Source organism: Variovorax stachyos (assembly GCF_051400855.1).
Classification (GTDB): domain Bacteria; phylum Pseudomonadota; class Gammaproteobacteria; order Burkholderiales; family Burkholderiaceae_C; genus Variovorax.
The window spans coordinates 207,179-229,046 of the sequence record NZ_JBLFFN010000006.1; the positions used below are offsets into that span (position 1 = coordinate 207,179).

Here is a 21,868-nt window from a genome sequence, read left to right on the forward strand (position 1 = left end):
GAATCTCGGCAGGGCCTTGGCGCGGCTTCCTACAGCACCGCGCAGCAGCGGGTCCTAGCTTGGATTTCCACGACCACGAGGAGGCCCCATGGGCACGACATCGAACGAACCCTTCCCCTTTCCGACTTCGGAGAAGCACGACGCCCCGCCCGAGCAGCACAAGCCGGTGGCGGAGGAGCCGAGCGAAGAGGCGCTGGACAACGGCGTCGAGGAATCCTTCCCGGCGAGCGATCCGGTGTCCGTCACCGTGGACAAGGTCATCACGCCGAAGAAGGACGACGCGAAGGGCGACGCGAAGCGCTGAACAGCGGCTGCACCCGCCACCAGGCGGGCAGCAGCGCGCGGATGTCCTCGCGCGCGAAGCGGTCGTCCAGCAGGTAGAGCACGCCCGCATCCTGCTCGGTGCGGATGACGCGGCCGGCCGCCTGCACCACCTTCTGCAGCCCCGGATAGACATAGGTGTAGGCGTAGCCCTCGCCGAACAGCGCCTGCATGCGTTCGCGCATCCGTTCGTTGGCCGGGTTGTGCTGCGGCAGGCCCAGGCTGGCGACGAAGGCGCCGACCAGCCTGTCGCCGGGCAGGTCGATGCCCTCGCCGAAGGCCCCGCCCAGCACCGCGAAACCCACCCCCTGCCCACCGGGCGCGAAGCGCGCGAGGAATGCCTCGCGCTCGGGCTCGCGCATGCCGCGGGCCTGCGCCCACGCCGGCACCTCGGGATGGCTCGCGGCCAGGGCCTCGAAGGCGCTGGACAGGTAGTCGAAGCTGCTGAAGAACGCGAGGTAGTTGCCCGGCTGCTGCGCGTACTGCGCGGCGATGAGGCCGACCAGGCGTTGCAGCGAACTGGCGCGGTCGCGAAAGCGCGTCGAGACATCCATCGCGATGCGCACTGTCAGCTGCTCGCTGCGAAAGGGCGAGCCCACGTCCAGCGTGGCGGTGTCGTCGGGCAGGCCGAGCATGTCGCGGTAGAAGGAGAAGGGCGCCAGCGTCCCTGAGAAGCAGGTGCTGCTGAGGCTGCCCGCGAAGCGCCCGCGCAGGAAGGGCGCGGGCACCAGGTTGCGGATCGCGAGCGCCTCGCCGCCGTCGTCTTCCTCCAGCGTCGACTCGAAGACCGAGTGCTCGCCGAAGGAGTCCGCCAGACGCGCGAACTGCACCAGGTCGAAGAAGCACTGCTGCAGCGCGCCCTGTGCCTCCTGCGGCTGGGCCGCGAAGTGGTCCCCCAGCGCGACCACTGCCTCCTGCAGCGCACGCGCCAGGGCCGCCGGGACGGTGTCCGAGGCGCGGTAGGGCTCCACTTGCGTCTGCTGCTGCCGCTGCCACTCCCGCTGCAGCTTGCCCAGCGCCTTCTTGACGAGCGCAGGCGACTGGCGGCGCACCGCGGCAAGTGCCGCCGCATGGAGACGGGCGCTGTACATGCCGCGCGCCCGGTCCAGCAGGTTGTGCGCCTCGTCCACCAGCAGCGCGGCGCGCCAGCCTTCCTCCTGGCCCAGCGCCCACAGGAAGGCACTGCCGTCGAAGTAGTAGTTGTAGTCGCCGACGATGGCATCGCACCAGCGCGCCAGTTCCTGCGCGAGGAAGTAGGGGCAGACCGCATGCGCCAGCGCGATGCGACGCAGCTCGGCGCGATCCAGCCAGGCCGCGCCCACGGCCTCGGCGCGCGCGGCCGGCAGGCGGTCGTAGAAGCCGCGCGCCAGCGGGCATGACTCGCCATGGCAGCTTTTGTCCGGGTGCTCGCAGACCTTCTCGCGCGCCGCCAGCTCCAGCACCCGCAGCGGGCGGCCCGCGCCGCCGCCCAGCAGGCGCAGGCCCTCCAGCGCGATCGCGCGCCCCGAGGTCTTGGCCGTGAGGAAGATGAGCTTGCCGATGCGCTGTCGCGCCCCGGCCTTGAGCAGCGGAAAGAGGGTGGCAACCGTCTTGCCGATGCCCGTGGGCGCCTGTGCCAGCAGGCAGCGCTCCGCGATGGCGGCGCGGTAGACCGCCTGCGCCAGTTCGCGCTGGCCCGGCCTGAAGCCCGCGTGCGGGAAGGCCAGCGCGTCCATGGCAGCATCGCGCGCCGCCCGGTGCGCGGCCTCCTGCTCGGCCCAGGCGAGGTAGCGGCCGCACAGCGCCTCGAAGTGGGCGCGCAGGGCCTCGCGCGTCATGGTCTCGGCAAGCGCGTGCTCCTCGTCGGAGCCCAGGTCCAGGTAGACCAGCGCGACCTCGAGGCTTTCCAGGCCGCGCGCCTCGCACAGCATCCACGCGTAGCAGCGCGCCTGGGCCCAGTGCAGCGCACGGTGGTTCGCGCGGATGGCTTCGAAGTCGCCGCGGAAGGTCTTGATCTCCTCCAGCCGGCGGCCTTGCGGGTGGTAGCCGTCGGCCCGGCCGCGCACCCGCAGGCGGCCGAAGCACGCCGCGAGGCTCAGTTCGCTTTCGTACGCCGCGCCGCGCCGTCCCTGCACCAGGCGATGGCCTGCCACGCCTTCCTGCGCGCTGGGCACCGGCACGAAGCGCAGGTCGAGGTCACCGGCCCGTGCAGCGAAGGCGCACAGCGCCTTGACCGAGACCGCGAGCTCGGCGCCGGGCACCGGCTCGGCGGCCGGCAAGGAGGAGGGATCGGTCGTCATGCGGCAATCTGGATGAATATACAGTCGCCGGCGCGCCGAGCCCGTCCTACAGCAGTCCTCGCGCAGCACGGACACGCCGTACCCCCGCCGCTTCCTAGCGTGGTGAACCCCGTGAACAGGAGACACCCATGGAAGCATCCGATCTTCGCCCGCTCGCTGTCGTGACCGGCGCCTCCTCGGGCATCGGCCTCGAACTGGCGAAGCAGGCCGCGCGCAACGGCTTCGACCTGGTGATCGGCGCCGACGAGCCGCTGGTGCAGGCCGAGGCCGCGCTGCAGGCGCTGGGCGCCCAGGTCAGCAGCGTGCAGGCCGACCTGGCGACCCGGCAAGGCGTCGACCAGTTGCTGGCCGCTGCGGACGGGCGCCCGATCGAGGCGCTGTTCGCCAATGCAGGCCATGGCCTGGGCGGCGCCTTCCTGGATCAGGACTTCGACGACGTCCAGCATGTGATCCACACCAACATCACCGGCACCATCTACCTGCTGCAGCAGGTGGCGCGCGCGATGGTGAAGCTCGGGCGCGGCCGCATCCTGATCACCGGGTCGATCGCGGGCTTCCAGCCCGGCAGCTTCCAGGCCGTCTACAACGGTACCAAGGCTTTCATCGACTCCTTCGCCCTCGCGCTGCGCAACGAGCTCAAGGACACGGGCGTCACGGTCAGCTGCCTGATGCCCGGCGTGACGGACACGCACTTCTTCGCGCGCGCCAACATGCTGGACACCAGGTTCGGCCAGCAGGAAGACAAGGCCGATCCCACCGAGGTGGCCAAGGTGGGCTACGAAGCCATGATGAAGGGCGAGGCCGACGTGATCGCGGGCTGGAAGAACAAGCTGCAGGTGGCCCTGTCGCACGTCACGCCCTCCGACACACTGGCCGAGCAGCACCGCAAGCAGGCCGAGCCCGGCACGGCCAAGCACGCCTGAAAGGACGCCTCATGGACCACACGGACGGCAACGGCGCAGGCAAGGCCGCTGCGCGCTACCTGCAGGAGCACGGGCTGGTGCTGGTCACGGCCGAGTCCTGCACCGCGGGGCTGATCGCCTCGCGCCTGGCCTCGGCGCCGGGCGCGGGCAAGGTGCTGGAGTCGGCCTTCGTGGTCTACGACCCGAAGGCCAAGCACCGCTACCTGGGTGTGAAGAAGGCAACGCTGGAGCGCTTCAACCTCACCAGCGAACCCGTGGCCGTGGAGATGGCGCGCGGCGCCCTGTCGCACAGCGACGCCAGCCTGGCGATCGCCAACACCGGCGTGGCCGACGACACCGACGCCGCCATCCCGGCCGGCACCCAGTGTTTCGCATGGGCCTTCCGCGACGGCAGCCGCACGCAGATCTTCTCCGAGACGAAGCGCTTTCACGGCGAACGCAACGAGATCCGCGAAGCCGCGGCGGACTACGCGCTGCAGCGCATCGCCCACTACCACCGGCGCTCCAAGGCCTGAGGCCGCGACAACGGCTCAGCCGACCGAGACGACCCCCAACGCCAGCGAAGCCGCGGCCATTGCGGCGGTGGCCAGCCAGCCCAGCACCTTCCACCTGAGGGGCAGCACCATCGAGCCCATCACCTTGCGGCTGGTGGCCGCGACCATGATGGCCACCATCACCGGCACCGCGATCACGCCGTTGATCACGGCCGACCAGTACAGCGCCGAGATCGGGTTCACGCCCGAGAGCCCGATGGCCAGCCCGAGGATCATGGCGGCCGTGAGAATGCCGTAGAAGCTGCGGCCCTCGGCCAGCGGCAGGTCCAGGCCCTTGCGGAGATGGAAGTAGCTGGCCACCGCATCGGCCGCCGAGCCAGCGAGCACGGGCAGCGCGAGCATGCCGGTGCCGATGATGCCGAGCGCGAACAGCAGGAAGGCTGCTTCGCCCGCAATGGGCCGCAATGCCTCGGCGGCCTGCTCGGTCGTCTCGATGTCGGTAATGCCGTGGGCATGCAGCGTGGCGGCCGTGGCGATGATCATGAAGTAGGCCACCAGGTTGGAAAAACCCATGCCCACGGCGGTGTCGATGCGCAGCCTTCGCAGCTGGCGCCGTGCCTGCTCGGGCGCCACGCGCAGCGGCTGGTCGCGCGGCACGCGCCTGATCTCCTCGACCTCCTGCGCGGCCTGCCAGAAGAAGAGGTAGGGGCTGATGGTCGTGCCCAGGATGGCGACGACGGTGGTCACATACGCCTTGTTCCACTCCCACGAAGGCATGAAGGTGCCCTTCAGCGCGGCGGGCCAGTCCACGTGCACCGCGAACACCACGCCCACATAGGCGAAGAGCGAGAGCGTCAGCCACTTGAGCACGCGCACATAGCGCCGATAGGGCAGAAAGACCTGCAGCAGCAGCGAGGCCAGCCCGAAGCCCACCACATAGGCGTCGGCCCGCCCGGGCAGCACCAGCGCGGCGGCGGCGCCCATCGCGTTGAGGTCGGCGCCGAGGTTGATGACATTGGCCGTCAGCAGCAGCAGCACCAGCGCGGCCACCAGCCAGCGCGGGCAAAACTTCGCGAAGCTCGCGGGCAGGCTCCTGCCGGTGACGCGGCCGATGCGCGCGCTGGCGAGCTGGATGCCCACCATCAGCGGATAGGTGAACAGCAGCGTCCAGCCCGCGCCATAGCCCAGCTGGGCGCCCGCTTGCGAATAGGTGGCGATGCCGCTCGGGTCGTCGTCGGCGGCGCCCGTGATGAGCCCTGGCCCCAGCCGGCTCCACCAGCGGCCGCGGCCTTCGCCGGCGCCGAGTGGAGTCCCGCTGAGGGGTGGGGTGCTCATCGTGGATTCCTCGACTGCTGAGTTCAATATTGGCGCAACGTCGCCGGGGTGCATGGGGCACCGCATAGGCTCGGGCCGCGTTCTCCTGTGGGACGTCGTCGAGTCTGCGCGGGCGATGCGGCATCGGACGACATGGCGCGTGCGGTCTGCTGGCTACGGTGGATTTCATTTCCCACTCAGCAACCAGCAGGAGCCCCTCCATGCCATCCCCCCAGGACACTTCCTCGCAGGACACCAGCGAGGCCGCCGAGCAGCAGCGCAAGGTGCAGCGAGAACAGGACGCCAAGGACCGCAAGGCCGGCGATGCCAAGCCCAGCAAGCAGGCGGTGCAGGCCGGCCACCGCCCCGAACCCGAGAACCCGATGCCCGCCCAGCACCTGGAGAAGCCCGGCATTGAGGCCGAGATGGACCTGCAGCCGCGCTTCCAGGCCTCCGGCTACCTCGGCAGCGGCAAGCTCGACGGCATGGTGGCGCTGGTGACCGGCGGCGACTCCGGCATCGGGCGCGCGGTCGCACTGCTCTACGCGCGCGAAGGCGCGGACGTGGCGATCGTCTACCTCGAGGACGAGCAGGTCGACGCCGAGGAAACCCGTCGCTGCATTCATGAAGAAGGCCGCCACTGCGTGCTGATCCCCGGCGACGTGCGCGACCCGGCGTTCTGCCAGCGCGCGGTGAAGGAAACGATCGAGGCCTTCGGCAAGCTGGACATCCTGGTCAACAACGCCGCCTTCCAGCTGCACGCGGCCAGCATCGAGGACATCACCGACGAGCGGCTGGACCTCACCTTCAAGACCAACATCTACGGCTACTTCCAGATGGCGCGCGCCGCCGTGCCGCACCTGCCGCGCGGCGGCTCGATCATCAACACCGGGTCGGTCACCGGACTGGAAGGCAGCGCGCACCTGCTGGACTATTCGACCACCAAGGGCGCAATCCATGCCTTCACGAAGTCGCTGGCCAGCAACCTGCTGGACAAGGGCATCCGCGTCAACGCGGTGGCGCCCGGCCCGGTGTGGACGCCGCTCAATCCCGCCGACCGCTCGGCCGAGGAGGTGCAGAACTTCGGCAAGCAGACCGACATGAAGCGGCCCGCGCAGCCTGAAGAGCTGTCGCCGGCCTACGTGTTCCTGGCGGCGCCTGCGTGCGCAAGCTACATCACGGGCATCGTGCTGCCGGTCACCGGGAGCGTCGGGGCGGTGTAGCGGCGCGGCGGCGCCCGGCCTTGCGCTGGCGCCGCGTCCAGTGCTCGGCCAGCACGTTGCCGAGGGTGAGCGCGCCCAGCCACAGCATCTGTCGCAGCAGCGTGGCGCTCGCGCGTTCCACACGGCGGTCGATCTCTTCCTGCGTGCGTGCCGTGCGCCCGATGACCGAGTAGTCCGGCGCCGGTTCGGCGAGCACCGGCTGCGGGACTTTGCCATCGACACGGTCGGTTCCCGCGTCCGCGTGCGCTGCCGCAACCTTGGTGGCCGCGACCGCCTTCGTGCCCGAGGTCGACCCGTGCGCGTTGGCGTAGACCTTGGTGAACTCGGCGCCGAGCAGGAAGATCTGCGCCGCGTAGTACACCCACGCCACGAGCAGCACCAGCGAGCCGGCCGCAGCAAAGGATTCGTTGACGCCGCTCTTGCCCAGGTACAGCCCGATGCCGAACTTGCCGAGCTCGAAGAGCACGGCCGTCACGAAGGCGCCGATCCAGACGTCGTGCCACGCGATGCGCGCGGTCGGCATCAGCTTGAAGATCATCGCGAAGAGCAGCGTCAGGATCGCGAGCGAGATCACCAGGTTGAGCGCGTGCAGCAGCAGCTCCCAGCCGGGCAGCAGCCCGCCGAACCAGCTCCCGAAGGCCGACAGCGCGGCGCTCACGAACAACGACACGATCAACAGGAAGGCCAGGCCCAGGATCAGCCCGAACGACAGCAGGCGCGCGCGCAGCACGGCCCATACGCCGGAGGGCTTCTCGCGCTCGGGGACATGCCAGATGCGATCGAGCGCACTCTGCAGTTCGGCGAACACCGTGGTGGCGCCGACCAGCAGCACCGCCGCGCTGATCAGCCCCGCGATCAGGCCCTTGTCGGGCTCGCTCACGCTGCGCAGCATGGCCTCGACGGCGGTCGCCCCTTCGCGCCCGACCAGGCCCGAGATCTGCTCGACGATCTGTCCCTGCGCCGCCTCTCGTCCGAACAGCGCGCCGGCGATCGCGATCACGATCACCAGCAGCGGCGTGAGCGAAAAGATCGTGTAGTAGGAGATCGCGGCGCCCATGCTCGGCGCGTAGTCGTCGATCCAGGCGTTCACGGATTCGCGGCAGAGTTCGTAGAGGTGCTTGAGCTTCATGGCGGCCTCTCAGTTCGTTGAGGCCAATTTGTTCCGCGCCGTTGCCGGCGCCGTGCGGCAAGCTTGCAAGATCGAGTAGGCGCCCGCCCATCCGCACGTCAGCGCGTCGGCTTCGCGCCACCAGCCCATGCGCGCACCAGCGTGTCGTACACCAGCCGCACGCGCGCGGGCACCGGCGAGCGCTGCGCGCGCCACACGTGCACCGGCCACGGCTCGGGCGCCTCGGCATCGAGCACCGAGACCAGTTGCCCGGCTTGCAGCCAAGGCTCGGCCAGGGGCGCCACCAGCTGCCCGAAGCCCAGGCCGGCCAGCACGGCGGTGCATTCGGCGTCGGTGTCGTCGGTCACGAAGGCCGGCGCGGAGACCGGCATCTGCCGCTTGCGGCTGAAGGCCCAGTGCCAGGGCCGCCCGGTCCTGGGGTCGATCAGGGCCGTGAGGGGCAGGTGCTGGAGGTCCTCGATGCTGCGCGGCACACCGGTGCGGGCCACCAGCGCCGGCGCCGCCACCACCATCAGCGCCATGCGCTCCACCGTGCGCGCCACGAAGCGGCTGTCGGGCTGGCTGCCCACGCGCACGCCGATGTCGATCTGCTGGTCGACCGCATCGGCCATCTGCTCAGACAGCCGCAGGTCCAGCACCAGCCCGGGATGGCCGGCCAGCACCGGCGCCAGCAGCTGCGGAATGAATCGGCGGCCGAACACGCTGGGCACGGTCACCCGCACCGTGCCCGCGTGCTGGGAGAGCGCGCGACGGTCGGTTCGATGGAACAGCGCATCCACGCCGCCCACCGCGGTGCGCGCCCGCTCGACCAGGGCGCGCCCGAAGTCCGTGAGCTGCACCCCGCGGGTGCTGCGGTGGAACAGCGGCTCGCCGAGCTCCTCCTCCAGCTCGCGCACCGCGCGCGTCACCACCTGCGGCGAGACCGACAGGCGGATCGCCGCATCGCGGAAATTGGCCGCGTCGGCGGCGGCGCAGAAGACGCGCAAAGCTTCGAGACGGTTGGACATTGCAGCGGACTTTCAAGAGGGGCAGCGTTCCGGAAACTGGAATTCAGAACGCCCAGAAGTTTCATTTACGGGAATGCCAGGATTTTCCACACTGACGCCACTCCTCCTCAACCCTTCGAAAGGAAAGCTTCCATGACATCCGTTCAAGACAACATCCGGGGCAAGGTCGCCATCGTCACGGGCGCCAGCAGCGGGCTCGGCGAATCGACGGCGCGCCACCTGGCCGCGCGCGGAGCAAAGGTCGTGCTGGCGGCGCGCCGCACCGACCGGCTCGAGCAGCTGGTCGCCGAGATCCGCGAAGCCGGCGGCGAGGCCATCGCGGTCGCCACCGACGTGGCGAAGCGCGCCGACCTCGAGAAGCTGGCCCAGGCCACGGTCGAGGCCTTCGGCCGCATCGACGTGCTGGTCAACAACGCAGGCGTGATGCCGCTGTCGCCGCTGGCGAAGCTCAAGGTCGACGAGTGGGACCGCACCATCGACGTCAACATCAAGGGCGTGCTGTACGGCATCGCCGCCGTGCTGCCGCGCATGCAGGCGCAGGGCAGCGGGCACATCGTCAACGTGGCCTCGATCGCGGGACTGAAGGTGTTCACGCCCATCGGCACCGTGTACAGCGCCACCAAGTTCGCGGTGCGGGCGATCTCCGAGGGCCTGCGCGTGGAAGTGGGCAACAGCGGCGTGCGCGTGACCATCGTGTCGCCCGGCGCAGTCGAGTCCGAGCTGAAGTTCGGCACCACCGATGCCGAGACCGCCGCCGGCGTGCAGGCCTTCTACGAAGCGAGCCAGATCCCCGCCGATTCCGTGGCGCGGGCGGTGGTGTATGCGGTCGAGCAGCCTGCGGATGTCGACATCAACGAAGTGGTGCTTCGGCCGGTGTCGCAGGAGTTCTGAGCGCCTGGAGGCGGCAGCGCCGCCAGGCGCGCTTAGTAGCTGGCCGGCCTGCGCCGCCGCAGCGCCCACCAGCTGGCAAGCGCCGCCGCGCCGAACGCGGTGGCCGCGATGCCCACTGTCGCGGCGGTGCGATGGCTCGGCCTCGATGCCATGAAGCCCCCGTCGATCGCATGCCCGCGCGAGGGCGCGAACAGATTGCCGTCAGTCTGCGGCCGCGGCTCGGCGCTTTCCAGCGCGCGCTCGGTCACCCATCTCATGAGCCGTCCCATCAGGTTCGGCGCCAGCGCATGGCCCCAGATGCCCAGCCGCGCCCCGAGGCCCAGATAGGTCGAGGGGCGCGGTCTCCGGCTGAGCGACAGCAGGACCTTGGCCACCCGCCGTGGATCGACCAGGCCCGGCGGCGGGCTCAGCCGGTGGCCGCTGTAGTTCGCGCCGTGCGTCACGCCGGGCGTGTCGACGAAGGTGGGGTAGACGTCGCACACATGCACCTGCGGCAGGTCTGCCAGTTCGGCACGCAGAGCCTCGGAGAAGCCGCGCAATCCGAACTTGCTGGCGCTGTAGGCCGCGGCATAGGGCGACGACACCCAGCCGCCCACGGAGATCATGTTGATCAGCGTGCCGCAGCCGCGCGCGCGGAAGTGCGGCAGCACCGCATGGGCGCCGTAGATGTGGCCCAGCAGATTGGCCTCGACCACGCGCCGATGCGCCTCGATCGGCGTCTGGTCGAACAGGCCAACGGCGCCCACGCCCACGTTGTTGATCCATACGTCGATCTGACCGAAGCGCTCCAGGGCCGCGTCGGCCAGGCGCTTGACCGCGGCGGGGTCGGTGACGTCAGTGGGCTGGATCAGCACGCGCGCGCCCGCCTCGCTGCATTCGGCGGCAACGACCTCGAGCGATTCGCGCTCGCGGGCAGCGAGCACCAGGTCGGCGCCTTCGCCGGCGAACGCAAGCGCGGTGGCGCGCCCGATCCCGCTGGATGCGCCGGTGACCACAACGACCGGGGAGAGCTGGTACGCGGAAGGGGTCGGGGGGGAAGCAGTGAGGGACATGGCGGGCTTCTCCACAGATGAGTTGGAACCGTTATCTGGTCCGCCCGGCGCACGCCTCGTGGGAGCCGGCTCCGTCGCCATGTGGGCGATCGATGACAAGCCCGACCTGACCGAGAATCCCGCTTCCGACAGTCAAGCCCCTCTTCCACCATGAAAATCCAGAAAGACACCGTCGTGACCCTGCGCTACAAGGTCGCCGACGCCACCACGAGCAAGCTGATCGAAGAAAGCCGCGACCCGATGGTCTACCTGCATGGCGGCTACAACAACACCTTCCCCAAGATCGAGGCCGCGCTGGAGGGCAAGGAAGCGGGCTTCCAGGCCACGCTGCACCTGGCCCCCGGCGATGCCTTCGGCGAGCGCGACGAGTCGCTGATGCGCACCATCTCGAAGGCGGACTTCCCGCCCGGCGTGAAGGTCGGCGGGCAGCTCGAGGGTCGCAACGACCAGGGCGAGCCGCAGGTTTTCAACGTGGTGAAGATCAAGGGCCCGCAGGTGATCCTCGACGGCAATCACCCGCTCGCGGGCAAGTCACTCAAGTTCAGCCTGAGCGTGACCGGCGTGCGCGCCGCGACGCAGGAAGAGATCGCGCATCGCCACGTGCATGGCGAGCACGGGCACCATCACTGAGTGCGGACGCGGCTGTCCGTGACCTGGAGCCACAGGTAGCGCATGGCGAGGATCGCGACCATCACGCCGCTCCCTCGCCAGGCGCCTCCAGGGAGTTCGCCGCCAGGAAGGCCTTCGAGCGGTCTTGCGGCCACAGCTTGACGAGGTCCGTCAGGCGCTTGGCGTCGCTCGCAGGCGCGTCGGCGTTTGCAGGTGGGTCGCTCGCGATCCCGGTTTCCCAAGCTTCCGCCTGGGTGGGCTGCCTGGGCGATGGCGGCACGATGGTGGGATCGAAATCCGGGGGCGGGGTGGCGATGGGCATGTCGGATGACTCCTTGCTTCATTGCAAGGTATCCCTCGGTCGCGCGGGCCCTCTGTAGGAAGGCGCCGTGGCCCGGACGCGGCGCCGTCCCGGCTTCGTGTCAGACCCACCAGCACCCGGCGGCCAGCGCGACGGCCAGGGCGATCGGGCCGGTGTTCTCGGCGGCAGACCAGATGAGCTGCGACACGTCGCCGCCGGGCACGTTGGCCGCAGCCATGACCGAGAAGGTGCAGACGCCCACCGCGTAGTGCCCCAGCACGGCCAGGAAGGGCGTGGCGAAGCGCCTCACCGGACCTGGCGCCGGGCGCGGCGCCTGGTCCGGCACGAGCAGCGGCAAGGGCTGCGTGCACATGGTGCGGGTGGAGACGCCGCCCTCTCCATGACGGCGGTGCTCGTTGCGCTGCTGAAGCGGGTGCTGGTCCATGTTGTTGTGGCTCTCGGCGGTCTCTCTCGCTGTTATGTCGAAGGGCTTCCAAGCCCCCGTTTGCGGCGATTGTGGGCCCGCCCAGCCGACGCTCATTGCGCGAACAGGACGGTGATCGCGGTGCTGATCGTTGCGTTCGCGAGGGGACAGCGTCCTGCGCCCGGCACTTCCACCGGCCAGGATTACCCCCACCTGCGGTGAACCATGCCCCGGTCGCTCCGATCGGATCAGAATGAATGCCTGTCGCACAGGAAAGAACACCATGAGCCCCGCCGGCCCCATCGTCCGCCTCGAAGCCCTCGGCTTCCCCTGGAAGACCATCGACCCTTTCCTGTTCTGCGCCTACCACGACGACGCCTACCCGCGCGCGAATGCGCAGATGGGGCCCGAAGCCTCGCTGGCCGGCCGCGACCTGGGCCAGGACTTCAGCCGCAAGGACGGCTGGAGCATGTATCACGGCACCTCGGTGCCGGGGTTCCCGGCGCATCCGCATCGCGGCTTCGAAACGGTGACCATCGTGCGCAAGGGCCTGATCGACCATTCCGATTCGCTGGGCGCGACCGCGCGCTTCGGCGGCGGCGACGTGCAATGGCTCACCGCGGGCCGCGGCATCGTGCATGCGGAGATGTTCCCGCTGCTCGACCGGGCCGGGCCCAATCCGCTCGAGCTGTTCCAGATCTGGCTCAACCTGCCGGCGCGCAGCAAGATGGCCCAGCCGCACTTCACCATGTTCTGGGCCGAGGACGTCCCGCGCTTCACTGCGATGGACGCCGAAGGCAGCTCGACCGAGGTGGCCAGCATCGCCGGGCGCATCCCGCCGATCGAAGGCGAGCCGGGCGCCGGCGGTCCGCTGGCGCCACCGCCCGATTCGTGGGCCGCGCAGCCCGACGCGGACGTGGCCATCTGGACCCTGAAGATGGAGCCCCATGCCTGCTGGGTACTGCCCGCCGCGACCGGCCAGGGCACGCGGCGCACCCTGTACTTCTTCAAGGGCCGCTCGGTCAGCGTGGCGGGGCACAAGGTCGACCACCATGCCGCGATCGAGCTGCGCGCGGATGCCCGCGTGGAGCTCATCAATGGCGACGAGGAGAGCGAGTTCCTGGTGCTGCAGGGCCGTCCCATCGGCGAGCCGGTGGCGCAGTACGGCCCCTTCGTGATGAACACCCAGGCCGAGATCGCGCAAGCCATGGCCGACTACCGCCGCACCCAGTTCGGCGGCTGGCCCTGGCCCGACACGGCGCCGGTGCATGGGCGCGATGCGGCGCGCTTTGCACGGCATCCGGACGGCAGCGAGGAACGGCCCGAGCTGCCGGCGGGCGTGCTCGCCCGCGGCTAGGGTCACTCAGCCGCAGCCGGCGGGCGGCCGTGCGAACCAGCGCCCATCCGCGCCCTGGTGCAGGGCCACGCTCGTGAAGAAGTAGTCCCAGGCGAAGCCGATGTCGCGCCTGTCGCCGGTGCTGATCGCGCGCATGCCGAACGGGCCGCCGGCGGTGGCGCGGCCGGCGCCGACATGGGCGCCCGGCGCGGCGACCACGCTGGTGCAGCCGGGTGGTGGCGGAGGCGGAGGCGGAGGAGGCGGGCTGCTCGTGTCGGCCGGATGGCGCGAGAAGAAGTCCCACACGATGTCCGGATAGCTCGGCCCCCGCTGCAGCGCCCATTTGCCGTCGCGGCCGGCCTGCGCGCCGATCCAGTAGTGGCCGTGGTCGGTGTCGGCCGGATCGGGCGTGGCGGTGGGCCCGTTGTAGAACACCGTCTCCACCAGCGAGCGGCTGCCGGGCCGCGCATCGACGGTATAGAAGCTCTGCTGGCAGCCGTAGTCCGGCCCGTTGACCGGCGTGCAGGGGCGCTGCTGCGCCAGCGCCTCGGCCGGCGTGTCGTGCGCCGCGCCGCCGTTGAGCTGCAGCTGCGCGTCGCGAAGATTGCGGCCGGCGGGCTGGATCACGGTGCAGTCCTGGTTGTTCTGCAACACCAGCAGCGGGATCTCGTAGCCTGCATTGCGCTCTCGCCGCATGTCCGCCACCACCTGGCTCACTGCGTGGAAGCTCGCGTTGCCCGGACAGCCCGAGAAGGACACCGAGGCCGCGTCCTCGCCATAGGGCAGGCCAGAGGCGCTGGCCACCGCCGCGAAATACTCGTTGTGCGTGACCGAGAGCACCACCGCCATCGCCGCGCCCGAGGACAGCCCGGTCACGTAGCGCCGCCGCGGGTCGATGCCGAAGCGCGCCTCCACCTGCCGGCCGATCTGGTGCAGGTCCTCGGGCTCGCCGCGGCCCTGGTGGCGGTGCTGGTCGAGCCAGAAGCCCCAGCAGTTGGTGTTGCGCAGGCCGTCGTAGCTGGTGATGAAGGGGGCGACGAGGATGAAGCCGAAGCGGTCGGCCGCGGCCGTGAGGCCCCAGTCGCGCAGCACGTCGTCATGCGTCTGCTGGCAGCCGTGCAGCGCCATCACCATCGGCGCCGGGGTGGCGAGGCCGTCGGGCACGTAGACCTTGTACTGGCGCTCGCGCGAGCCGGAATAGCTTTGCGGGGACAAGGTGAAGGCGCTGGTGGTGCCGGCGTGGGCAGGCCATGCGCTCGCCAGCACGAGCAGCCCGAGCAGGGCGGTGGCGATGCAGCGCGTCAGCGTAGAGGCCATGGTGAACCGTCCTTTGGGCATTGGGCGGCACCGACCTTGGCGAGAGCCCGCGACGCCAGCAATCCTACCCAAGGGGAAGCGTCCGCAGCCCCAGCGGCCCGGCCGCATGGCGCGCCAGGGCCGCGAGGTCGAGGTGCCCGCCGCAAAGCGCCACATGGCCATCGGGTCGCAGCAGGTAGAACGAAGTCGCCGGCATCTTTTGCCGTGCCAGTTCTGCGGCGTTGTCCGGGTCCGAAGGCACTGCGTGGACGCGCACGAGTTCGGCGGGAAGCAGCAGGGGCTGCTGCGGCCCAGGCTGGCCGAACACGAGCAGGTGGAAATGCAGGTCGTCGAGCTTGTCGAACACGTCCTCCTGCGGCCCGTCCGCCGAGAAGCGCAAGCGCATCCACGGAAGACGGTCGCCCGCGCGCGGCGCGCCCTGGGGCGGGTCGTCCAGCGACACCGACAGGGCACTCGCGCGGTAGTGGATGCCGATCTGCGAGACCACCCGGAAGGCCATGCGCTGAATGCGCGGCCGGCTCATGGCCAGCGCGCCGATGCGCGCCAGCACCTCGGTGCGCAGCAGGCCGGCGAACCATTTGTCGGACACCACGAGCTTGAAGCCCCGGTCGGTGGTGTCGAGCAGGCGCCGCGCGACCGGCAGTCGCTCGGCTTCGTACGACTGCAGCAGCGCCGCATCGGCACGGCCCTGCACGACCAGGGCCAGCTTCCACCCCAGGTTGTAGGCATCCTGCAGGCCGGTGTTCATGCCCTGCGCGCCGACCGGGCTGTGGATGTGCGCCGCATCGCCGAGCACGAAGGCGCGGCCCTCGCGGAAACGCGAAGCGCTGCGGTGATGGATGCGGTAGGTGGAGAACCAGCTGCATTCCCTGAAGGCCAGCCCCGCGCCCGCCTCTTCGCGCAACGAGGGGATCACATCCTCGAAGCGCACGCCCTCCTTGCCGCGCAACGCGGGCGGCAGGATGCCGACGACGCGCCAGTGGTCCTGGCCACGCATCGGGAACAGCAGGTGGAATCCGTCCTTCCACAGGTAGACGTTGACCTCGTCGGGCACCATGCTGCCGGTCGCCTCCACGTCGGCGACGAAGAACACGTGCTCGTAGGGCGCGCCCGGAAAGCCGATCCCGCTCTGCTCACGCACCGCGCTGCGGGCACCGTCGCAGCCGGCCACCCAGGCGGCCCCGATCTCGCGCAGGCTGCCGTCGGGCTGCTTGAGCGTGGCCACGGCGCGCCCGGGCGTCTGGGTGAGGGCGAGCAGCTCGGTGTTCCACTGCACCGACAGGCCGAAGTCGTGCAGCCGCTCGCCGAGGATCTTCTCGTTGTCGTCCTGCCCGAGCACGAGGATGTAGGGATAGGGAGTGAGCCTCGCACCGGCGTCCGCCAGGGGCACGCGCGCCATGCGGCGGCCCTCCGCCCACATGTTGGCGCCGTCGCCGCGCTTGCCCAGGTCGAGCGCGCGCTTCACCACGCCCAGCTTCGAATAGATCTCCAGCGTGCGCGCCTGCACGCCCAGGGCCCGGGTCTCGCGCGCGGGGCCGGCATGGCGGTCGATGATCAGCGTGCGCACCCCGCGGCGCGCGAGTTGGTTGGCCAGCATCAGGCCGGTGGGGCCCGCGCCGACGATGAGGACATCGCAGTCCATGGTGTGTCTCCTTCCTTGGTCTTGTGTCACCGATCTGGTCCGCCGGGTTCAGCGAACTAGGTAGCCATTGAGCGCGCGAAGATCGTCCTCGCGCAACTCCCCCGCCGCCGAGGCGAGCCGGACACGGCCCAGCAGATAGTCGTTCTTCGCCTGTGCGAGGTCCAGTTCGGCCGTGTAGAGGCGCTGCTGCGCATCGAGCACGTCCAGCTCGGTGCGGGTGCCCAGGTCGCGGCCCAGCGTGGTGGCTTCGAGGGCGGTGCGCGCGGAGAGCACCGACTGCTCCAGCGCCCCGATGCGCGCCACGCCGGTCTTCACCGCGAGGAAGGCGTCCTGCACCTGCAGGCGGGCCTCGCGCTGCGCGACGCCGAGCTCCTGCTCCGCCTGGTTCTTGCGCGTGATCGATTCGCGCCAACGCGAGTCGAGGGCACCGCCGGTATAGAGCGGCACCGTGAGCTGCACGCCCACGCTGGCGCCGCGCGCGCTGTCGGGCGAGACAGCGGGCGAGAGGCTGCCGTTCTGGCCCTTGCGGCTGAGGCTGGCGACCAGGTCCACCGTCGGGCGGCTGCTCAACTTGTACTTGTCGATCTCCACCCCGGCGATCACCAGCTCGCCCTGCTTGACCTGCACGCGGGTGTTGCGGTCCAGCGCCAGGGTCTGCCAGGCCTCGAGGCTGTCCGGCTGCGGCGGCACGGGCACGAAGCCGACGCGCAGCGCCGCCAAGCCCTCGGCTGGCACGCCGGTCAGCTCGCGGTACTGCGCCTGCCGCAGCGCCAGCGTGCTCTGGGCGGAGACCTCGCGGGCCAGCACGGTGTCGTAGCGCGCCTGCGCCTCCTGCAGGTCGGTGATGCGCCCGCGGCCGACATCGAAGCGGGCCAGGGCGCGGTCGCGCTGCATCGCCACCGCGGTCTTCTCGGCCTGCGCGACGTGCAGGGTCTCGCGCGCAAGCAGCACGTTGAAGTAGGCCTCCGCCACGCGCCGCACCAGGTCCTGCTGCGCATCGCGCCAGCCGACCTCGGCCAGCGCGGTCTGCTGGTGTAGCTGCTTCCTGTCGGCGCCGGCCTTGGCGTCGTAGAGCGGCTGCACCAGCTGCACCGCCAGCTGGCGCACGTTGCCGCTGGTGTCCGACTGCGAGCTGCCGGTGGAGGTGGTGACGGTGGATTTCTCGCTCACGCGCGTCAGGCTGGCCGAGAGCGATACCTGCGGCTTCAGCAAGGCGTCACCCTGCACCGCCTTCTCGCGGCCGGCCAGCACCGCCTCGTCGGCCGCGCGCATGGCCGGGTCGGCGCGCAGCGCGTGCTCGTAGGAGGCCACGAGGTCGAGCGCGAAGCCCGCGCCCGAGAGCCCGGCGAGCAGCGCCGCCACGGCGCCGCGTTGCATGGAAAAGAGAAAGCGCTTGTTCATCATCGATCCCATCGGCGGAGTCATGCGGCGGCCGGCCGCTGGGCGCCATACCAGCTGGCATAGAGCGCGGGCAGGAAAAGAAGGGTGAGCAGGGTCGCGACGAAGAGCCCGCCCATGATCGACCAGGCCATCGGTCCCCAGAAGACCGAGCGCGTGAGCGGCACCATCGCGAGGATGGCCGCCAGCGCGGTCAGGATGATGGGCCGCATGCGGCGCACCGCGGACTCGACGATCGCGGTCCACAGCGGCACGCCGCCCTGCACGTCCTGGTCGATCTGCACCACCAGGATCACCGAGTTGCGGATGATCATCCCGGCCAGCGCGATCACGCCCAGCATGGCGACGAAGCCGAAGGGGATGCGGAAGGCGAAGAGCATCCCCGCCACGCCGATCAGCCCCAGCGGCGCGGTGAAGAGCACCAGCGCCGTCTTCTTCAGGTCCTGCAGCTGCACCATCAGGAGCAGCAGCACGGCCGCGGCCGTCAGCGGCATGACCGCGAAGATCGAGGCCTGCGACTTGCTGCTCGACTCCAGCGCGCCGCCGACGTCGATGCCGTAGCCGAGCGGCAGGCCCGCGGCCAGTTGCGCGATGCGTGGCTTCAGCGCCAGCGCCACGTCCGGCGCCTCGGCGCCGGCCACATCGGCGCGCACCGTGAGCGTGGGCACGCGGTTGCGGCGCCACAGCACGCTGTCCTCGCTGTCGAGCGAGAGATGCGCGACCTGGGAGACCGGCACGAACTTGCCGTCGCGCAGGTAGATGCGCGCGTCCTTCAGGTTGTTGAGGTCGGTACGCTCCGGCGCGATCAGGCGCGCCACCACGTCCAGGTCCTTGTCGCCCTCGCGGTACTGCGTGATCGAGGTGCCCGAGAGCGAGCCCTGCAGCGCCGCCTTGACCTGGCGCGAGCTGATGCCGAGCTGGCGCGCCTTGTCCTGGTCGATGTCCACCCGCACGAGCTTCTGGCGCTCGCCCCAGTCCTGGTTGACGCGCCGCACATGCGGCTCGGCGCGCAGGATCGCGGCCACCTCCTCGGCGATGGCGCGCACCTTCTGCGGCTCCTGGCCGAACACGCGGAATTGCAGCGGGTAGCCCACCGGCGGCCCGTTCTCCAGCCGGTTGACACGCCCGCGCACCAGCGGAAAGCCGTTGTCGAAGAGCTGCTGGATCTTGGTCAGCACGCGCTCGCGCGCCTCGCCGCCCTTGGTCATCACCATCAGCTCGCCGAGGTTGAGGTTTGGCGTCTGCACGTCCAGCGGCAGGTAGAAGCGCGGGCTGCCGGTGCCGACGTAGCTGGTGACGGCGACCACGTCGGGGTCGGCCTTGAGCTGTGCCTCGAGCGCCTCGACCTGGCGCTGGCTGGCCTCGAAGGTGGCGGACTGCGGCAGCCAGAGATCGACCATCAGCTCGGGCCGGTCGGAGGCCGGGAAGAACTGCTTGGGCACTGCGCCGAAGAGCGCCATCGCGCCGGCAAAGAGCAGCACGGTGATGCCGATCACCCAGCGCCGATGCACCAGGCACAACTCGACGAGCCCGCGAAAGCGCCGGTAGAAGCCGCGCTGGTAGATCGCGTCCTCGTCATGGCCGGCCGCATGAGGCTGCTCGCGCAGCAGCTTGAAGCCGATCCACGGCGTGAACAGCACCGCGACGATCCACGACAGGATGAGCGAGATGCCCACCACCTGGAACAGCGAGAACACGTACTCGCCCGCACCCGACTTCGCGAAGCCCACCGGCAGGAAGCCGGCCGCGGTGATCAGCGTGCCGGTGAGCATCGGAAAGGCGGTCGCGGTGTAGGCGTAGGTAGCGGCGCGGAAGCGGTCCCAGCCCTGCTCGAGCTTGAGCGCCATCATCTCCACCGCGATGATCGCGTCGTCCACCAGGAGGCCCAGCGCGATGATCAGCGCGCCCAGCGAGATGCGCTGCAGCTCGATGCCCAGCACGTACATCACGAGGAAGGTCAGCGCCAGCACCAGCGGGATGCTGAGCGCCACCACCAGCCCGGTGCGCAGGCCCAGCGAGAAGAAGCTCACCAGCAGCACGATGGCCACTGCCTCCAGCAGGCTCTTCTTGAACTCGTGCACCGACTCCGCGACCACCCGCGGCTGATCGGACACCGCATGGATCTCCGCACCCACCGGCAGGTTGGCCTGGATGCGCGCCACGGTGGCTGTCAGCTGTTCTCCGAGGCGGATGACGTCGCCGCCCTTGCGCATGCTCACCGCCAGGCCCACGGCCTCGCGGCCGTTGAAGCGCATCTTGGAGGTGGGCGGGTCCACGACGCCGCGCCGCACCTCGGCGATGTCGCCCAGGCGGAACATGCGCCCACCGGCGAGGATGCCCATGTTCCTGATGCTCTCGACGGAGTCGAACTCGCCGCTCACCGCGAGGCGCAGCTGCTCCGACGCGGTCTGCACCGTGCCGGCCGCCTCCACCGTGTTGGCCGCGGCGAGCGTGGAGGCGATCAGCGCAGGGTCGATGCCCAGCGAGGCCAGCTTCGCGTTGCTGGCCTCGACGTGAATCTTCGGGTCCTGCGCTCCGGCAAGCTCGACCTTGTTGACGTCCGCGACGCGCAGGAACTCGTTGCGCGCCGCGTCGGCGTAGTCGCGCAGCTCGGCATAGCCGAAGCCTTCGCCGGTGATGGCGTAGAGGTTGCCGAAGGTGTCGCCGAACTCGTCGTTGAAGAAGGGCCCGCGCACACCCTGGGGCAAGGAGGTCTGGATGTCACCCAGCTTCTTGCGCACCTGGTACCACACCTGGGGCACGGCCTGCGGCGGCGTGTCCTCGCGCAGGTTGACCTTGATCTGCGTGACACCGGGCTTGGCGTAGCTGCTGGTGTAGTCGATCTCGGCGATCTCCTGCAGCTTCTTCTCCAGCTTGTCGCCGACCTGTTCGGCCATCTGCTGCGCCGAGCTGCCGGGCCAGGAGGCCTGCACCACCATCGTCTTGACGGTGAATTCGGGGTCCTCCTTCTGCCCCAGCCGGCCATAGGCGAAGACGCCGGCCAGGCCGAGCAGGAGCAGCAGGAACATGATCATCTGCTGGTGCTCTAGCGCCCACTCCGAGAGGTTGATACGGCTCATGGCTGGCCTCCCGCGGTTCCCGAAGGTGTCGCTGCCAGCTTCACCTTCTGCCCCTCGTGCAGCATGTGCACGCCGGCCGTGACCACGTTCTCGCCGCCCTGCAGGCCACTGGCCACGAGCACGCTGTCGTTCTGCGCGCTGCCGAGCGCGACCGGGCGCGGCGCCACCCGGCCGCTGGCGGCGTCGATGACCCAGACGACCGGCTGGCCGTCACGGTGGTGGATGGCCGTGAGCGGCAGGCGAATGGCCGAGCGGCCCTCCACGTCGGGAAGGAAGACCGAGGCCGTCATGCCCAGCATCAGTGCGCGGTGGGCGTCCTTCATGGCGATGCGCGCCGAGTAGGTGCGAGTCACGCTGTCGGCATCGGGCGCGAGTTCGCGCAGCGCGCCTTCGTAGCGTTGCCCGGGCTGGGCCCACAGAGAGACTTGCAGGGTTTTTGCGCGACGCAGTTCGTCGACCCGCGACTCGGGCACGCTCACCAGCACCTCGCGCTCGCCGTCGGCCGCCAGCGTCACGACCTGTTGGCCGGCACTGACCACCTGGCCGGCCTCGGCGTTGATCGCCGCGATCACGCCGTCGCGGTCCGCCACCAGCTCGGTGTAGCCGCGCTGGTTGACGCGGATCTGCTGCTGCGCCAGCGCGGACTTCAGCTGCGATTCCGACTCGGCCAGCGCCAGGCGCTGCTGGTCCACCTCCGCCTGCGAGGCGAACTTGCGGGCCAGCAATTGCTCGGTACGCTGCAGGTCGACCCGGTTCTGCGCGACGCGGCTCCTCGCCGCGTCGACACTGGCCATCGCGGCGACCACCTGCAGCGCCTCCTGCGCCGGGTCCAGGCGCATCAGCGGCTGGCCCCGCTTCACGTGGGCGCCCACCTCCACCAGCCGCGCCACGATGCGGCCGGAGGCCTGGAAGCCCAGCTTGCTCTCGTAGCGGGCCTGCACCTGGCCCGAGTAGGTGGCGCCCACCGAGCCGCTGCTTTCGCCCGCGACGATACTGCGCACCGGACGCACCTCCTCGTGGGCCGGCTCCTTCTTCTGGCCGCAGCCGCCGGCGAGCAGCGCAGCAGCGCCGAGCAGGGCGAGCGCGGTACTGGAATTCATCGGTAGCTCCTCGTCGTCCAGGGACATC

At 70.2% G+C, this 21,868-nt stretch carries 19 protein-coding genes; 7 read left to right on the forward strand and 12 right to left on the reverse strand.

Annotated elements, in window-relative coordinates; genetic code table 11:
• Positions 1-88 precede the first annotated feature (88 nt).
• Entirely contained in the window at positions 89-304 is a 216-nt protein-coding gene (locus ACMGEZ_RS13465; protein ID WP_436822775.1) for a hypothetical protein, read from the forward strand.
• On the opposite strand, the gene ACMGEZ_RS13470 is transcribed toward ACMGEZ_RS13465, so the two are convergent.
• Positions 261-2,600 carry a helicase C-terminal domain-containing protein gene (locus ACMGEZ_RS13470; protein ID WP_436822776.1) on the reverse strand — a complete coding sequence of 780 codons (2,340 nt, stop codon included), beginning with the start codon at positions 2,598-2,600 and terminating at the stop codon, positions 261-263. The genes ACMGEZ_RS13465 and ACMGEZ_RS13470 overlap by 44 nt on opposite strands.
• A gap of 128 nt (positions 2,601-2,728) precedes the next feature.
• On the opposite strand from ACMGEZ_RS13470, the gene ACMGEZ_RS13475 reads away from it, so the two are divergent.
• Both ACMGEZ_RS13475 and ACMGEZ_RS13480 read left to right on the forward strand, forming a co-directional pair.
• Complete coding sequence (locus ACMGEZ_RS13475) at positions 2,729-3,523, forward strand: SDR family NAD(P)-dependent oxidoreductase (RefSeq protein WP_436822777.1); 795 nt, start codon at positions 2,729-2,731, stop codon at positions 3,521-3,523.
• Positions 3,524-3,534: 11 nt separating this feature from the next.
• Positions 3,535-4,038 (forward strand): CinA family protein, encoded by a 504-nt coding sequence (locus ACMGEZ_RS13480; protein ID WP_436822778.1) that lies wholly within the window; start codon positions 3,535-3,537, stop codon positions 4,036-4,038.
• Between the two features lie 15 nt (positions 4,039-4,053).
• Here the strand turns inward: ACMGEZ_RS13480 and ACMGEZ_RS13485 are convergent, their stop codons facing one another.
• Entirely contained in the window at positions 4,054-5,352 is a 1,299-nt protein-coding gene (locus ACMGEZ_RS13485; protein WP_436822779.1) for an Nramp family divalent metal transporter, read from the reverse strand.
• 200 nt (positions 5,353-5,552) lie between these two features.
• Here ACMGEZ_RS13485 and ACMGEZ_RS13490 point away from each other — a divergent pair, with 200 nt between their 5' ends.
• Positions 5,553-6,554: an SDR family oxidoreductase gene (locus tag ACMGEZ_RS13490; RefSeq protein WP_436822780.1), complete on the forward strand. Its 1,002-nt coding sequence runs from the start codon at positions 5,553-5,555 to the stop codon at positions 6,552-6,554.
• Here ACMGEZ_RS13490 and ACMGEZ_RS13495 read toward each other — a convergent pair.
• Together ACMGEZ_RS13495 and ACMGEZ_RS13500 are read right to left on the reverse strand one after the other, a co-directional pair.
• A complete protein-coding gene (locus ACMGEZ_RS13495; RefSeq protein WP_436822781.1) occupies positions 6,529-7,683 on the reverse strand; it encodes a YihY/virulence factor BrkB family protein in 1,155 nt (384 codons plus the stop codon). The genes ACMGEZ_RS13490 and ACMGEZ_RS13495 overlap by 26 nt on opposite strands.
• A gap of 98 nt (positions 7,684-7,781) precedes the next feature.
• Positions 7,782-8,690, reverse strand: a complete 909-nt coding sequence (locus tag ACMGEZ_RS13500) for a LysR family transcriptional regulator (protein WP_436822782.1) — start codon at positions 8,688-8,690, stop codon at positions 7,782-7,784.
• Positions 8,691-8,822: 132 nt separating this feature from the next.
• Between ACMGEZ_RS13500 and ACMGEZ_RS13505 the strand changes: the two genes are divergently transcribed.
• Positions 8,823-9,581 carry an SDR family oxidoreductase gene (locus ACMGEZ_RS13505; protein ID WP_436822783.1) on the forward strand — a complete coding sequence of 253 codons (759 nt, stop codon included), beginning with the start codon at positions 8,823-8,825 and terminating at the stop codon, positions 9,579-9,581.
• A gap of 32 nt (positions 9,582-9,613) precedes the next feature.
• Here ACMGEZ_RS13505 and ACMGEZ_RS13510 read toward each other — a convergent pair whose 3' ends face one another.
• Positions 9,614-10,633, reverse strand: coding sequence for an SDR family oxidoreductase (locus tag ACMGEZ_RS13510; RefSeq protein ID WP_436822784.1), 1,020 nt, complete (start codon positions 10,631-10,633; stop codon positions 9,614-9,616).
• A gap of 150 nt (positions 10,634-10,783) precedes the next feature.
• Here ACMGEZ_RS13510 and ACMGEZ_RS13515 point away from each other — a divergent pair, with 150 nt between their 5' ends.
• Positions 10,784-11,263 (forward strand): FKBP-type peptidyl-prolyl cis-trans isomerase, encoded by a 480-nt coding sequence (locus tag ACMGEZ_RS13515; protein WP_436822785.1) that lies wholly within the window; start codon positions 10,784-10,786, stop codon positions 11,261-11,263.
• 61 nt (positions 11,264-11,324) lie between these two features.
• Here the strand turns inward: ACMGEZ_RS13515 and ACMGEZ_RS13520 are convergent, their stop codons facing one another.
• Positions 11,325-11,564, reverse strand: coding sequence for a hypothetical protein (locus tag ACMGEZ_RS13520; protein WP_436822786.1), 240 nt, complete (start codon positions 11,562-11,564; stop codon positions 11,325-11,327).
• A gap of 100 nt (positions 11,565-11,664) precedes the next feature.
• Positions 11,665-11,988: a hypothetical protein gene (locus ACMGEZ_RS13525; RefSeq protein ID WP_436822787.1), complete on the reverse strand. Its 324-nt coding sequence runs from the start codon at positions 11,986-11,988 to the stop codon at positions 11,665-11,667.
• A 262-nt stretch (positions 11,989-12,250) separates the two neighbouring features.
• Here ACMGEZ_RS13525 and ACMGEZ_RS13530 point away from each other — a divergent pair, with 262 nt between their 5' ends.
• A complete protein-coding gene (locus ACMGEZ_RS13530) occupies positions 12,251-13,324 on the forward strand; it encodes a pirin family protein (RefSeq protein ID WP_436822788.1) in 1,074 nt (357 codons plus the stop codon).
• Positions 13,325-13,330: 6 nt separating this feature from the next.
• Here the strand turns inward: ACMGEZ_RS13530 and ACMGEZ_RS13535 are convergent, their stop codons facing one another.
• The 5 genes from ACMGEZ_RS13535 to ACMGEZ_RS13555 form a co-directional block, all read right to left on the reverse strand.
• Positions 13,331-14,620, reverse strand: coding sequence for an extracellular catalytic domain type 1 short-chain-length polyhydroxyalkanoate depolymerase (locus ACMGEZ_RS13535; protein WP_436822789.1), 1,290 nt, complete (start codon positions 14,618-14,620; stop codon positions 13,331-13,333).
• Between the two features lie 64 nt (positions 14,621-14,684).
• Positions 14,685-16,262 carry an FAD-dependent oxidoreductase gene (locus ACMGEZ_RS13540; protein WP_436822790.1) on the reverse strand — a complete coding sequence of 526 codons (1,578 nt, stop codon included), beginning with the start codon at positions 16,260-16,262 and terminating at the stop codon, positions 14,685-14,687.
• Positions 16,263-16,310: 48 nt separating this feature from the next.
• Positions 16,311-17,663, reverse strand: coding sequence for a TolC family outer membrane protein (locus tag ACMGEZ_RS13545; RefSeq protein WP_436822791.1), 1,353 nt, complete (start codon positions 17,661-17,663; stop codon positions 16,311-16,313).
• A 20-nt stretch (positions 17,664-17,683) separates the two neighbouring features.
• Positions 17,684-20,740, reverse strand: coding sequence for an efflux RND transporter permease subunit (locus ACMGEZ_RS13550; RefSeq protein WP_436822792.1), 3,057 nt, complete (start codon positions 20,738-20,740; stop codon positions 17,684-17,686).
• Positions 20,737-21,840, reverse strand: coding sequence for an efflux RND transporter periplasmic adaptor subunit (locus tag ACMGEZ_RS13555; protein ID WP_436822793.1), 1,104 nt, complete (start codon positions 21,838-21,840; stop codon positions 20,737-20,739). The genes ACMGEZ_RS13550 and ACMGEZ_RS13555 overlap by 4 nt, the downstream gene beginning before the upstream one ends.
• Positions 21,841-21,868: the final 28 nt, after the last annotated feature.